Source organism: Methyloglobulus sp. (genome assembly GCF_046714055.1).
In the GTDB taxonomy this organism is placed as follows: domain Bacteria; phylum Pseudomonadota; class Gammaproteobacteria; order Methylococcales; family Methylomonadaceae; genus Methyloglobulus.
This window is the reverse complement of record NZ_JBKKBJ010000175.1, coordinates 1-12,313: the sequence shown is the minus strand read 5'-3', so window position 1 is coordinate 12,313 and position 12,313 is coordinate 1. Positions and strand designations below refer to the sequence as shown.

Annotated in this window: 11 protein-coding genes and 1 pseudogene; 7 read left to right on the top strand and 5 right to left on the bottom strand. The window is 48.3% G+C overall.

The features are described from left to right. The 4 genes from ACLQ6D_RS10565 to ACLQ6D_RS10550 all read left to right on the top strand — a co-directional run. The coding region (locus ACLQ6D_RS10565) for an MFS transporter (RefSeq protein WP_411727246.1) at positions 1 to 575 on the top strand (575 nt) is incomplete at its 5' end. A 351-nt stretch (positions 576 to 926) separates the two neighbouring features. After that, positions 927 to 1,523 (top strand): TIGR02281 family clan AA aspartic protease, encoded by a 597-nt coding sequence (locus tag ACLQ6D_RS10560; RefSeq protein WP_411727245.1) that lies wholly within the window; start codon positions 927 to 929, stop codon positions 1,521 to 1,523. Positions 1,524 to 1,820: 297 nt separating this feature from the next. After that, a complete protein-coding gene (locus tag ACLQ6D_RS10555; protein ID WP_411727244.1) occupies positions 1,821 to 3,305 on the top strand; it encodes a metallophosphoesterase in 1,485 nt (494 codons plus the stop codon). Beyond that, positions 3,305 to 5,335: a CHAT domain-containing protein gene (locus ACLQ6D_RS10550; protein ID WP_411727243.1), complete on the top strand. Its 2,031-nt coding sequence runs from the start codon at positions 3,305 to 3,307 to the stop codon at positions 5,333 to 5,335. The genes ACLQ6D_RS10555 and ACLQ6D_RS10550 overlap by 1 nt, the downstream gene beginning before the upstream one ends. A 54-nt stretch (positions 5,336 to 5,389) precedes the next feature. Here ACLQ6D_RS10550 and ACLQ6D_RS10545 read toward each other — a convergent pair whose 3' ends face one another. Genes ACLQ6D_RS10545 through cutA form a run of 3 tightly spaced genes read right to left on the bottom strand, consistent with a single transcriptional unit; the run spans position 5,390 to position 8,456 of the window. Beyond that, positions 5,390 to 5,926 carry a TlpA family protein disulfide reductase gene (locus ACLQ6D_RS10545; protein ID WP_411727242.1) on the bottom strand — a complete coding sequence of 179 codons (537 nt, stop codon included), beginning with the start codon at positions 5,924 to 5,926 and terminating at the stop codon, positions 5,390 to 5,392. Continuing rightward, entirely contained in the window at positions 5,923 to 8,151 is a 2,229-nt protein-coding gene (gene dsbD, locus ACLQ6D_RS10540) for a protein-disulfide reductase DsbD (RefSeq protein WP_411727241.1), read from the bottom strand. Before dsbD ends, ACLQ6D_RS10545 begins: the two co-directional genes overlap by 4 nt. Continuing rightward, the gene (cutA, locus tag ACLQ6D_RS10535; protein ID WP_411727240.1) at positions 8,133 to 8,456 is read right to left on the bottom strand and encodes a divalent-cation tolerance protein CutA; all 324 of its coding nucleotides are present in this window, start codon (positions 8,454 to 8,456) and stop codon (positions 8,133 to 8,135) included. The genes dsbD and cutA overlap by 19 nt, the downstream gene beginning before the upstream one ends. Before the next feature lie 105 nt (positions 8,457 to 8,561). Between cutA and ACLQ6D_RS10530 the strand changes: the two genes are divergently transcribed. After that, positions 8,562 to 8,999, top strand: a complete 438-nt coding sequence (locus tag ACLQ6D_RS10530) for an FxsA family protein (protein ID WP_411727239.1) — start codon at positions 8,562 to 8,564, stop codon at positions 8,997 to 8,999. A gap of 42 nt (positions 9,000 to 9,041) precedes the next feature. Here ACLQ6D_RS10530 and ACLQ6D_RS10525 read toward each other — a convergent pair whose 3' ends face one another. Then, on the bottom strand, positions 9,042 to 9,275 hold the full coding sequence (locus ACLQ6D_RS10525) for a DUF2892 domain-containing protein (protein WP_411727238.1): 234 nt from the start codon (positions 9,273 to 9,275) through the stop codon (positions 9,042 to 9,044). Positions 9,276 to 9,382: 107 nt separating this feature from the next. On the opposite strand from ACLQ6D_RS10525, the gene uvrD reads away from it, so the two are divergent. Next, a complete protein-coding gene (gene uvrD / locus ACLQ6D_RS10520) occupies positions 9,383 to 11,545 on the top strand; it encodes a DNA helicase II (protein WP_411727237.1) in 2,163 nt (720 codons plus the stop codon). Positions 11,546 to 11,735: 190 nt separating this feature from the next. Here uvrD and ACLQ6D_RS10515 read toward each other — a convergent pair whose 3' ends face one another. Beyond that, entirely contained in the window at positions 11,736 to 12,074 is a 339-nt protein-coding gene (locus ACLQ6D_RS10515) for a TraR/DksA family transcriptional regulator (protein WP_411727236.1), read from the bottom strand. Positions 12,075 to 12,162: 88 nt separating this feature from the next. On the opposite strand from ACLQ6D_RS10515, the pseudogene ACLQ6D_RS10510 reads away from it, so the two are divergent. Further along, positions 12,163 to 12,313, top strand: a pseudogene (locus ACLQ6D_RS10510) (AAA family ATPase); the annotation flags it as partial.

The window sequence follows — 12,313 nt, the reverse complement described above, 5'->3', positions numbered from 1 at the left end:
TTCTATTGGGGATCGGCATTTACCTGGCGGTGACCATCCCGTTCTATATCCAAACGGTTTTTATGCCCAGCTTCATGGTCAAGTTCCTGAAGTTTTCCACCTCAGACTCCCTGCTGATCTTTTCGCTGAGTTTGTTGACCATGATGGTCGTCGCGCCGATTTCTGCCTGGCTTAGCGATAACAAAGACCGGGAAGTCGTCCTTAAAGTCGTGCTGATACTGTATGTAGCCTTCGCTATACCTTACATCTACCTGCTGGAGCAAAAAACCTTTGCCTATGTCCTTGTTTCTCAACTCATGTTCTCGGCCATTCTAGGCTCTTACATAGCGCCCATCCCCACCTTGGTGGTTGAATTGTTCCCCACCAAAACGCGTTATACCGGCATGTCTCTCGCCTGTAATCTCGCCGCAGCGATATTCGGCGGCACTGCACCCATACTGGTGACCAAAATGATCACCTTGACGGGTTCCAATTCACCGATTTCTTTTTACATCATGGTAGCGGCGTTCGCCTCATTCTTCTGCATCGCCTCAGTCAGGGTGCGCCGTCATCGGGATTTGTTGCATTTGGTTTGACAGGGAGTGGGCCGGTTCTTTGATGTTAACAATTTAGGGTCTGTTTACGAATTTAGACTAGAATTCTTGATGTCATTCAAGCGGCTGGCAATGCCCGCTAGAAAAACTTACGTACGCTTTCGTTTGAAACAAGTCCTAATACATCAATAACCTAAAAAATCAGTTGCAATATTCATGATCAAATTTAAGTTAAGAAATATCAAGGCATTGTACAAATATAATTAATCATCCAAATGGTGAGAGCATTGTAGGGGCAGGCCTTGTGCCTGTCCGGGCAACCACAAGGGATTGCCCCTACGGTAGCGCGTAAACATCAAATCTAACTGATTTTTTTAGGATTAGGGGAAAGTTATGCAAAAAAATGTCATCCAATCGCTATTTATCGCCATTTTAGCCGCGTCGAGTATGAGTGGATGGAGCCAGGAAATGATTTACAAGTGCAAAAATCAGCAAGGTATCCTGATTTACCAAAACTCCGCCTGTAAAGACAACGCGCAAACCGTCACCTCCTGGGCGCAAAAGGAACGAGCCAATCCGCCCGTTTCCGAATCAGGAACGGAGCAAGACAAGGACAAGAAAAAGCCTAGTCCGGTGTTAAAACTCAAACAGAATGCTGCCGGCCACTATGCTACAGAAGGCAGTGTTGATGGTAATTCACTTAATTTTGTTGTCGATACTGGCGCTTCATTTGTCTCCTTGCCGGAATCTCTCGCCCATGGTGCACAAATCTATTGCGACAATAAAATCAACATGAATACCGCGAATGGTGTCGTCGATGCCTGCACCGCAAAAATAAAAAAACTTCAGTTCGGGCCCTTTGTAGTGAAAGATGTGCCCGTGGTAATCGTCCCCAACTTAAGCCAGCCTCTGTTGGGAATGAATGTACTGCAATTGTTCAAGGTCGGGCAGGAGAAAGGAGAGATGCAAATTTCAATCCTGGACAAATAACAACGCTCAGAACCTGTCCAAAATCGTATGTTATAACTTTTGCATGCCTCCAAGTGGCGGAGCGTAGACGAGCGCTTTTTGATCGGGAGCAAAAAACTACCACCTATCCAGTCGAGCCTGCTGGAACAAGCCTTAAACAAATCGGGTTGGGCGTGATCGATGCTGGTGCTTATGGAAAAAAACTCACTTCAGAGTTGAATTTGCTATTTACTTATTCCCATTCCATGCGGCTACTTAACCCAAAATCAGATACAATCAAGCAAGATTGCAACCGTCTTAATCCAATGAGGCAAAGTTATGGGTGATTTTCCCAATTACGATGAAGTCCATGTTATCTCAGACATCCACATGGGCGGCAAGCCCGGTTTCCAGATTTTGCGCGAGACCAAGCGCCTTGCCAACTACATCGGCTGGGTTGGGCGACAGCGGTCGGGCGGGAACGTGGCGCTGGTCCTGAACGGTGATGTCATCGACACGCTGGCTGAAGACATATACGGCTATGTTGCAGTCGATGAGGTGATTGCCACGGTGCGGCGGATCATGGGTGACCCATCTTTCTCCCATGTTTGGCAAGCGTTGGCCACGTTCGTCAAGTTGGAAGGGCGTACCTTGGTGATTGTGATCGGCAATCATGATATAGAGATGTCGTTTCCGACGGTACAGCGTTTGGTTGTTTCGTACCTCGCAGGGGACGACCTGAAAGCACGGGCACGTATTGAATTTTCTACGACTGGCGCGGGTTATACCTGCACGGTGGGCAACTCACGTGTCTATTGTACGCACGGCAATGAAGTGGATGCCTGGAATTATAACCGCTACGAAGACCTGGCGAAAGTCGGGCGGCGCTTGAATGCCGGGCGCTCGCTAGACCCCAGTGAGTGGTATCCGAACGCCGGAACGCGGATGGTCAAGGAGGTGATGAACGAGGTTAAGCGCAAGTTTGCCTGGATCGACCTTCTGAAACCTGAGACTTTCGCCGCCATCGGCACTTTGTTGGTACTGGATCCGTCGCAAACGAGCAAGATCACCAAACTGCTTCCTATCGTCGGTGAAAAGTTGCAAGGCCAGAAACAGGTTGATCAGCGCTTGTCGGCGGATGGCTTTCAGCCGCCGGAACAGAATGTCCCCACACCCATCACGGTCGATCAATTACTGGGGCCGAACCTTAAAGCCGGGTTTTTGAATGCCGGATCGGCTAGCCTAAGCAACGCCGACGACATGTTGCTAACTGCGGAAGAAAACTTTAATCGTCCAGATAGGCATACTACATCTGTGGACGGCACTTTAGGAACCCCCCAGTTAATTTGGGACTGGATTACCGGTGTAGACAAAGACGAAGCACTCCGGCGTGCGCTTAAGGACTGGTTGGTAAACGACAAGACTTTCGACATGACTGATGAGGACGATACCTATAAACAAGTGACGGCTGACGTTGGGCCGACCATCGACTTCGTAATAACCGGCCACACCCATCTCGAACGCGCAATCAACATGGGCGGTGGACGCTACTATTTCAACTGTGGCACCTGGATCCGTTTATTGAAGTTTACCGAAGATATGCTGAAGGATACCGCTTCTTTCAAGCCAGTTTACGATGTGCTGATTAACGGCCGCATGGAAGCTATCGATAGCGCGAAATTCAAGGGCAACCCGTTCGTCCTGGATCGAACCAGCGCGGTATCGATAAAAGAGGAAAAGGGTAAAGTCATCGGTCGTTTGAATCATATTATCGGTGATGGTACAGGTGAACCTGAAACTAAACAGCGCGTGGAGAAGCCCTGATGACTACCCAAAACAATAAAATCCGCAAAGTAAAGCTGGAATTGCTCAGGCCAGGGCCAGCGCATAATCAATTACTGTCACCGCTAACACCTTATATTGCGTTATGCGGCGAGGATGGCCCGGTAACCGTGCAAATGCCGTTTGAACACCGACAATTGCTGATGCGATTGCGGCGGTTGCGCTACGAATCCAATAAAGATCCCGCCAAAGACGAGCAACGTCAAGCGGAAGTCCATGATATAGGCGAATCTATCGGACGTGTACTCGGACAAGTTCCGGCGCTGCTCTCTGAATTAGGCGAATCTACCTTAGAAACCAGGCAATTGGTACATTTGGCACTTTCCTTGTCTGCCTTTGAATTAGGCTTGATTCCCTTTGAATTTGCGATTGGCATGGAAGGTTTCCCGTCTTCCGGTTCGCCTTTGTTTTTACAAACGCGAAGGCCTATAACCATTACACGGGAAATCCGTCGTGGACATCCCTTACGGATTATTTGGAATCGCCCCCCACGTATCCTGTTTGTTTCCGCGCAGCCGGATGGTCTTGTCGTTCCCGCTCAAGCGCATTTGCAGGCGCTGCGTTCGGCCATCGAACCTTGGGTGAAAATTAGAGATACAGACAAGGCCAAAGACCGCATCGGGGATGTGAAAAACATATTAACTGTCTTGCCCAATGCCAGCCTGAAACAAATCCGCGAGGCCTGTGCAGCGACAGAATATACCCACATTCATATACTGGCGCATGGTGCGCCACTGGAAGATTCGGGTGATAAACGCTATGGCGTAGCGTTATGCAATGAACTCGACCTGGGTAAAGACATCGTTGATGGTGAGCGCCTCGCTATTGCACTCACAGCGCGAGATGCTTCGGGTAAAATGAAATTAAGGCCCACGTTGGTTACTCTCGCCACCTGCGATTCAGGCAATATTGAAACAGTGCTGACTCCCGGCGGCAGCATTGCCCATGAACTGCATGCGGCCGGTATTCCCTGGGTCATTGCTTCACAGTTTCCATTGTGGATGCGTGCTTCGTCCATTGCCGCTGAAGTGCTTTACAGTCGCTTACTGGAAGGCATCGATCCGCGCCGGGTGCTCTATGAGTTGCGCCAGCGCCTGCGCACAGATTCATCCGGCACCCACGATTGGGCCAGTATTGTCGCGTATGCCACAGTACCAGAAGATTTTGAGCAACAAGTCGATGACTTTCGAGACAAACAGGTACGGGCAGGGCTTGAGGTCAAGTTCGGGCGTATCGACGAACTCGTTGGTGCTGATGACAATGACATCAAAAAAATCGCCTCAATCCCAGAGGGTTGCGATGTGGAGATCGAGTCGCTATGCAAGACAATTCGTGTTGAACTCAAGGTGTGGCGTGAAGAACCAGAAGCACAATCATCCCCCAAAGTAAAAGCCGAACGCCTCGGCATGAGTGCGGCTAGCGAAAAACGTATCGGGATCGCCTTTTATTTGCTTGCTGACAGTAAACCCACTAATCCTGATGAAAACGTGAAGTGGAAAAACGAAGGCAAAAAAGCTTATGAAGCTGCCCGTGAATTCTATCGAGAGGCTCTAGAGGTCGAACCCCATAATCATTGGGTCATTACCCAATATCTTTCCATCATGGCGACACCAGTTTTAGCCGATGTCCCGGTCTTTAAAGACTTATCAAAGAATTATGTCCGTTCATGGGGCGCTGCCCGACAGATTGCCGAGTGGCAGTTGATAAAATCAACAGGACTGGATCGGGCATGGGCGCTGGGAACACTCGCGGAACTAGCTTTGTTGGGCATGGCGCATGGAGGAAAAAGTTTCGGACAAAAACAAGCGGAAGAAGAAATTACTAGGTATTGTGCTGAGATGCTTACGCTGCTAGGCCCCGATGCGTTTGCAATTATTTCAACAAAGCGCCAATTCAAGCGCTACATACGATTTTGGAATAGAGAAGAATGGAAGGATCTTCCGTTTGTTGCTTTAAAAGCCTTAGGCGATAAGTCTTCAGGAGGAACCCAAAAAGTAGATACGATAGCTTGAGGGTGATGGAGGTTAACTTACACAAAATTGCCCTATGGGCTAGGGGCTAGGGGCTTAAAATAAAGGAGTAACGGTTTTGATCAGTTGCTCACGGGCCATTTCCCCCATGTGCCTTTGTACGACCAGTCCTTTTTTGTTGACAATCACGGTAAAAGGTACGGTATTTACGATATTGCCTAAATCGTGGGCAAGTTTCGTACCTTGATTTCCCCCCATCAGGATAGGGTAGTTGATTTTATGGCTGGCAATGAACTCCTTGACCGGTTCGGAATCATCCAGGGCGATACCTAGAAATTGTAAACCCTTATTCGAATACTCGCTTTGCAGTGCGGCGAATTCAGGCATTTCCTTTAGGCAAGGTGGGCACCAGGTCGCCCAAAAATTGATGACAAGCACTTTGTTGCCTTGCCACTCTTTTATGCTGTGCTGTTTGCCGGACAGGTCAGGCAGGCTGAATTCAGGCAATGGAGTTTGGTAGGTTTGATCGGTCTTGCTAGATTGGTCTAGTGATGAAGATAACAGCCCTCGAATACTAATGCCGCCTACGAACGCAATGGCGGCAACGGTAAAAATGAGGGCTGATTGTTTCATGATTTTACTTGCTGCAAGGTCTTGATAAAGGTGTTCGCATCTTGATAACCGATGATCCGTAACGATTGGTTTTCTTGTTGGCTGCCGTTAAAAAACAGGATGGCGGGCGGGCCAATCAAGTTGAATTTTGCCAATAGCGCTTTGTCAGCTTCCGATTGTTTGGTCACGTCTGCTTGCAAAAGGACAAAGCCAGCCAGGGTTTGTTTAACATTGGCATCGGTAAAGGTGTAGGCTTCCATCTCTTTGCAGGAAATGCACCAGTCCGCGTAGAAATCCAGCATGACTGGCTGCTTATTGGCGTTAGCCTGTTTGATTCTTGCTTCCAGTTCTGCCAGTGAGGCTATCCGTTCAAAATTGATCCCTTGTTCGTTTGCTTTCGCGGCGGTCACTCCAAAGCCTTGCAGCGGTTTCAAGGGGTTACTGTTGCCTATACTAAAGCCGATCAGCAGCAATAAGCCGTAGGCAAGCATGGTGATTCCCACGCCTTTCCATAGTTTTCGCCAACCGGAACTGTGTTCGGGCAGCGGATCAATGGCGCTGAGGTAGATTGCCGGGAGGATAAGCAACAGCGCCCAGAGCAGCATGGTGACGGCTGGCGGCAGGATGCGGGAAAGCATCCATACGGCAACGCCCAGCATGACCACACCGAACACGGCGTTGGTCACTTTAAGCCAGCTTCCCGCTTTGGGTAATAGTTTTCCGGCAGATGTGCCCACTACTAGCAACGGTACACCCATGCCCATGCCCATCATAAATAGTGCGCTGCCACCTAACAGGGCATCGCCAGTTTGGCCGATGTAGATTAAAGCACCCGCGAGTGGTGCGGCGACGCAGGGGCCGACAATCAGTGAAGACAACGCGCCCATGATGGCTGCGCCAAACATAGAGCCATCACGGTGTTTCTCGCTGGAATTATGTAGTTTTGCGCGGATAAAGTCGGGTAATTCCAGATTGTAAAAACCAAACATGGAGAGTGACAGCAAAACAAAAATGGCGCTGAACAAGGCGATAATCCAAGGTTCTTGGAAAATGGCTTGCAAATTGCTGCCAAATAGCGCCGCCAATATGCCAAAGAAGGTGTAGGTGATTGCCGAGGCGATGACATAACTTAGGGACAGTAAAAATGCCCATGCCGGGGTGATGTTGTGTCCTCGGCCAACGATAATGCCGGATAGGATCGGGATCATCGGAAAAACGCAGGGAGTGAGCGACAACAGCAGGCCAAAACCAAAAAAACTAAGGATCGTCACCCATAAGCTATCGTTTTGTAAGGATAATGTGATCTGATCTTGCTCAGAAAGCGATGAAGTTCGCTTGGCTGAATTGCGAGATAACGATCCTTTTGTCGCCAGCGGGAGTTCCAGGTCAACTGTTTTGCTCATGGGCGGATAGCACACGCCACGGTCTGCACAGCCTTGGTAATTGGTTAGTAGGGTAATGCGTTGCGGCGAGGTTTCCGCGCGGATAAGGGGAATATCAAAGCTCAATTCGCCATAAAAAATTTCGACGTGACCAAACGCTTCATCCTCTTTTGGTATGCCGTTTGGGATCGTGTAAGCGCCTAACTTTACATTTTCCGCACCGTTCAGTTGCACCTGGGTTTTTTCACGGTAAAGATAATAGCCTTCTGCAGCCAGCCAGCTAACATGAAGCGTGGCGGGGTCTTTTACGGTTGCGGTAAATTGGAATGCCTGGTCTGGCGGCAGCAACTCGCTTTGGAAAAGATTGGCTTTTAGTCCCGAAAACCCTTTCACCAAACCTTCAACGGGTGAAACGTTGGCGGCAAGCGTAGGCGCTGGGAGATTGATGTTTAGCGTCTTTTCCTGGGGTGGATAACAAACACCGATGTCTGCACAGCCTTGATAACGGATGAGTAACTGGGTAGAGGTTGTGCCGTTGGGGGCTAGTACGGGTAGCTTGATTTTTAGTTGTTCCCGGTAATGTTCAATATCGCCTAATAGCTCATCATGTTTAATTTCTCCGAGGGGGAAAACCGCATCGCCTAATTTAATGTCTGACGTTTTGGCTTCAAAACGCATGTTTTTACGATACAGGCTGTAGCCCTTGGCTATCGTCCAGGTCACTTCAATTTGATCGGGACTGACTGCTTTTGCTGAGGCTTGAAAAACTTGTTCGGGCGGTAACAGCGCGTTACTGTCCAAGGCAAAGCCGGTCTGGACAAGCAACGGCAGTAAGCAGAAAACAATTATTTTGAAGCGTGACATGAATTAATCCAGTTGATGTACTCAGGTAAACCACGCTCTATTGGAACGGCGATAATCTCAGGAAGTTCATAAGGGTGATGGCGGCGGATTGCGGTTTCAATGGCCTGATAACCAGTTTGAGGTGATTTAATGATGAGCAGATGCTCCTCAGCTGATTCGACTTGCCCTTCCCAGGAATAGATTGACCTTATATTAGGCAAAATGTTTACACAGGCCGCCAAACTCTCCTCAACCAGTAGCCGGGCAATTTTTTCCGCTGTATCTTTATCGGGACAGGTACAGAGTGTGATAATAAGCTGTGTCATTTTAGCTTGTACGTAGGGTACATAAGCGCATCAACCTGATTTTATGCTAGGAATTGCAGTCAATTAGCCCTATATTGTACCAACAACTGTCAGTGTAAGAGATATATGAAAGGTTTTCAAAGTATTTTTTTAGTGGTGTTGCTTGTTCCATTTATCGAAATTTATCTGCTGTTGAAAGTAGGTGGATTGATCGGCGCATTTCCGACCATATTTCTGGTCGTCTTTACCGCAGTGCTGGGTACATGGCTGTTGAGGCAGCAAGGTTTTGCAACTTTTCAAAGATTGCGGGCAAACCTTGAGCAAGGAACGATCCCCGCTTATGAAATGATCGAAGGCCCTATTATTCTGGTGGGTGGTGTGTTGCTATTAACCCCCGGTTTTATTACCGATATATTAGGCTTCGCCTGCCTGATTCCGCAGCTACGCAGGAAAATAGCGCAATACATTATCGAAAATTACCTCGTCCAAGCCGGGGGACATTTCCAGCCGGGAAAATCTTCTGATAAGGATGTGTTGGAAGGGGAATGTCGCAAAGAGGACTAAGATGATACGGATGGAAACTACGTCCCTGTAGTTTCCTTGGATTTATTTTGCTGAACTTTCGTCTGCTGCACAGGTATTTTTGTTGAGTCCTGAGTAAACCGGACACCAGCCGGAATAGCCAGTTGCAACCAGTGCCAAACCTGCCAGCAATAAAATGATTTGTGCGGTGAAAATAGAAATAACCAGTAGTGCCGCACCGGCATATAACCGGTATTTTTTTTCTTTTTGCCCCACGTTGTGTTCAAATTTGGTCATGCGTTTATAATCAAAGCTCATCTTAGTCTCCTCTGGATGTAGTTCTTATTATGTTGTCGGGTGATCGTCATTCTGTCGCCAGAATCACTCGCAATATACACAGCTCCTAAAAAAGTGCAAGCGATAACATGGATATTACGAATATCATAGATCCTTTAAATGATGCTCAACGTTCGGCAGTGACTGCGCCCAACCGGGCAGTTCTTGTTCTCGCAGGCGCGGGCAGCGGTAAAACCCGAGTATTGGTGCATCGCATCGCCTGGCAGATTCAGGTGAAAGGCGTGTCAACCCACAGCATTTTGGCGGTGACGTTTACCAATAAAGCGGCAAGGGAAATGCGGAACAGGCTCGAAGGGTTGCTGGGTCTTTCAACGCACACGATGTGGATCGGCACTTTTCATGGGCTTGCCCATCGTTTGCTAAGGCGACATGCCAAGCAAGCAAAACTGCCGGACACTTTTCAGGTAATGGATTCTGCCGACCAATTAAGGGTGATTAAACGCTTGGTGGCTACAATGAATTTGGATGAAACCAAATGGCCGCCCAAACAAATACAATGGTTTATTAATGCCCAAAAAGATGAAGGCAAAAGGGCTAGGCATCAGCTAGATTCCGGCGATCTTTTCCAACGGCAAATGCTGGCAGTGTACCGGGCTTATGAAGAAATTTGCGACCGTTCGGGTTTGGTCGATTTTGCCGAACTGTTGTTACGGGCGCATGAACTCTTGCGTGATAATCCCGATTTGCTGGAGTTCTACCAACAGCGGTTCTTGCAGGTGCATGTCGATGAATTCCAGGATACCAATACCATCCAGTATGCCTGGTTACGTCTGTTAACCGAAGGTAAAGATAACCTGTTTGTCGTGGGCGATGACGACCAATCGATTTATGGCTGGCGCGGCGCACGAATTGAAAATATTTTTAGTTTTCAACGGCATTACCCCAATCATCAAGTGATAAAGCTCGAACAAAACTACCGTTCGACGGGCAACATCCTTAAGGCAGCCAATAAGGTCATTAGCATGAATGAAGCCCGAATGGGCAAGGAACTATGGACGGATGCGGGCGAGGGGGAGCTGATTTCCCTGTATGCGGCGTTTAATGAGCTGGATGAAGCCTATTTTGTAGTTGACCGTATCAGGGCCTGGGTGAATGAAGGTGGCTTGCGTAGCGATGCCGCCATTTTGTACCGATCTAATGCACAATCCCGACAATTCGAAGAAAAATTGATGGCGACGGGTACGCCTTATCGGGTTTATGGCGGGTTACGGTTTTTTGAACGGGCTGAAATCAAAAATGCCCTGGCTTATCTGCGGCTGATGGCAAACCGCCACGATGACCCATCTTTTGAACGGGTTATTAACACCCCAACGCGAGGTCTGGGCGCTAAAGCCATCGACGATATACGATTAATAGCCAAAGAACAAGGTATTTCTTTATGGTCGGCGGCGATTATGCTGCTTAATCAAAAGCCTATGAGCGCTCGAGCAAAAAATGCGTTGGCAGGGTTTTTGGGTTTGATTGATCGGCTATGTACACAAGCAGAAGGTTTGGAGTTGCACGAAAAAGTACAAATGGTAAACGAGCAAAGCGGTCTTGTTACCTTATATAAAAATGAAAAAGGCGATCGCGGTGAAGACAAACTGGAAAATCTGGAGGAATTGATTAACGCGGCACGTCTTTTTGATGCCGAACAGGAAAATGAAGAAAACCTGGGCGAACTTGATTTATTCCTGGCACATGCGGCATTGGAAGCTGGTGAAATGCAGGGCGAGGAGTTTGAGGATTGCGTACAGTTGATGACTTTGCATTCCGCAAAAGGCTTGGAGTTCAAGCTGGTGTTTCTGGTCGGCATGGAAGAAGGTTTATTTCCATCCCAACAATCGTCTGATGACATCGCACGGCTGGAAGAGGAGCGACGGCTTTGCTACGTGGGAATGACACGCGCCATGCGGCAATTGTACCTAACTTATGCTGAATCCAGGCGGATATACGGAAGGGAAAATTATTCCAGGCCATCACGGTTTTTGCGGGAAATTCCTACAGAGTTTATACAAGAAGTCAGGATGCGTGCCCATGTCAGCCGTCCGCTGGCGGTGGAAAAGCCTGTGAATTCAATAACGCAAACAAGGCGTTTTAATCTAGGGCAGAGAATAAGCCATGCTAAGTTTGGCGAGGGCGTGGTGTTACAGATTGAGGGGGAAGGCGCGCAAGAAAGGGCACAAATTAATTTCAAGCAGGCTGGGGTTAAGTGGCTCATGCTGAGCTATGCCCAGTTGGAGGCGTTGTAGGGGTAATTTACTGGCTAAAGCCATCCAAAGAAAAGGCGACCCAGTTGCCGCTTAACCCTGCGTTCCTCGCATTTAAATTGCTTTGGAGGATTTTGATTTGCGTGGCAGAGGTAGGGGGGCAGGCTTTTTGTCCACCATTCACGACAATATGAAATATATCAAGTTAATTGCGGATAAGTTCTTACCAATCTCAACACCCAGCTTGGCTTGCACACTTGACGCACATACTGGAATAGGGAACAGCTTCCAGGCGCTCTTTTCTGATAGGTTCGCCGCACAACTCGCAAATGCCGTACTCGCCGCTGTCTATCCGGGTGATTGCTTGTTGCACCCTATCCCTTTCTGCCCTGGCGGCATTGCCTAAGTAATCCAGTACTTCGTCATTTTCAGATTGCGTGGCATATTCGGCGAAATCTTTTTCTAATGGCGCATCGGTATGCTTAACATCAGCGGTAATTTTGGCTAGGCGGTCGTCTAGTTCCTCCAGCATTTCAATTAGATTACTGCGTACTTGTTCATATTCTTTCATCGCAAAACTCCTGCCTTTGGTTTTCCCTAGAAGCGTTGTTCTATACTTAAGGGCAACAACTCATAATTTAATCATCCTACCATTAACTATGCAAAATGACATCCAGCAGCTACTTAAAGCAGCCAATCAAGTTATCCTCGGCAAAGAAAGGCAAATCCGCCTGGCGGTGTGTTGCCTGTTTGCGCGTGGGCATTTATTGATTGAAGATATTCCCGTCGTGGGCAAGACGACGCTGGCAC